This window comes from Candidatus Symbiopectobacterium sp. (assembly GCF_020054415.1).
In the GTDB taxonomy this organism is placed as follows: domain Bacteria; phylum Pseudomonadota; class Gammaproteobacteria; order Enterobacterales; family Enterobacteriaceae; genus Symbiopectobacterium.
The window spans coordinates 1-1,079 of sequence record NZ_JAHWCO010000696.1 but is presented as its reverse complement, the minus strand read 5'-3'; the positions used below and the strand labels follow the sequence as shown (position 1 = coordinate 1,079).

Genomic DNA, 1,079 nt, shown 5'->3' with positions numbered 1-1,079 from the left:
GCTATCACCGGCGCTCAGTGGCTGAAACGGCCATGTTCCGGTTCAAAAGGCTTCTGGGTGGTCATCTAAGTCTGAGAGACTACGATGCTCAGGTGGGTGAAGCCATGGCCATGTTCAAAGCGCTTAACCGGATCACGCTATCAGGAATGCCGAACAGTATTCGCATCACGTAACAATCGAACCGTATGGGGCGCAGTCGTTACAAGTTCTGATTTATTCAACAAAGCCTCTCCAGGCTGTGTTCCAAATCGCTCTCACCGACAACGCGACGCCGCAGATTACCGATAACACGCGCACAGTTTTCACATTCTGTTTTCATGCTTACCTATTTTTTAATAAATTAGTTATTTATCAAAATCTTACCAAAAAAATCACCTGTATGTTGTTGGGTCTTCCCCGATCATGGTGGGAGACTCATAACCCCATGTTTAACCTGCCGTAATGGGACATAACTGCCACCTTAAAGCGCTCTTTGTTCCGGTATCCTCTGGACTTGATCCGCAGCAGCCTTATCTTGCTGTTTAGTGACTCTGCATTACCGTTTGATACACTGTGTTTCATAGCATTCAGGATCCCGTACAGTCGTTTACGTAACGTCCGGGCTGCGCTGCTTAGCAGCGGGACACCAACGTCTTTTGCCATCGCTATCCATTCCAGCCACAGACGTCTGCTGTGTTCGTCATACCGGCGGTTCCAGAGTTACCGGGCCAGCTCCTTCATTGCCCAGCAACGGTTGGTATCAGGCAGTACCCTCTGCGCTGCTTCTAGTCTTTCTGCTATTCGACCATGACGTTTATGGCGGCCGTACAACCACAGATAACGGGAACGATGTGCTCTTTTTCGTATCGGCAGCGGGATGGTTTTCATTTCCAACTGTCGTGTTTTATCTACGACGGCACAGAGCATTTTCGCTACATGGAAGTGGTCGAACGCGATCTTCTCCACCGCGTTAGGCAGATGGAGCCGCGCTGCGCTTATATAGGCTGGATTCATGTCCATCGACAAGGTTTTAACGGATTCGACCTGGCGGTCACCCAGACTCAGTAGATAGCCAGCAAGACTTTCAACACCGCGATCAT

The 1,079-nt window shown here is 49.7% G+C and carries 2 pseudogenes; one reads left to right on the top strand and one right to left on the bottom strand.

Features of this window, described 5'->3' with window-relative positions:
• A pseudogene (locus QZ506_RS20075) lies at positions 1-173 on the top strand (IS5/IS1182 family transposase); the annotation flags it as partial.
• Between the two features lie 241 nt (positions 174-414).
• Here QZ506_RS20075 and QZ506_RS20070 read toward each other — a convergent pair.
• Positions 415-1,079, bottom strand: a pseudogene (locus QZ506_RS20070) (transposase); the annotation flags it as partial.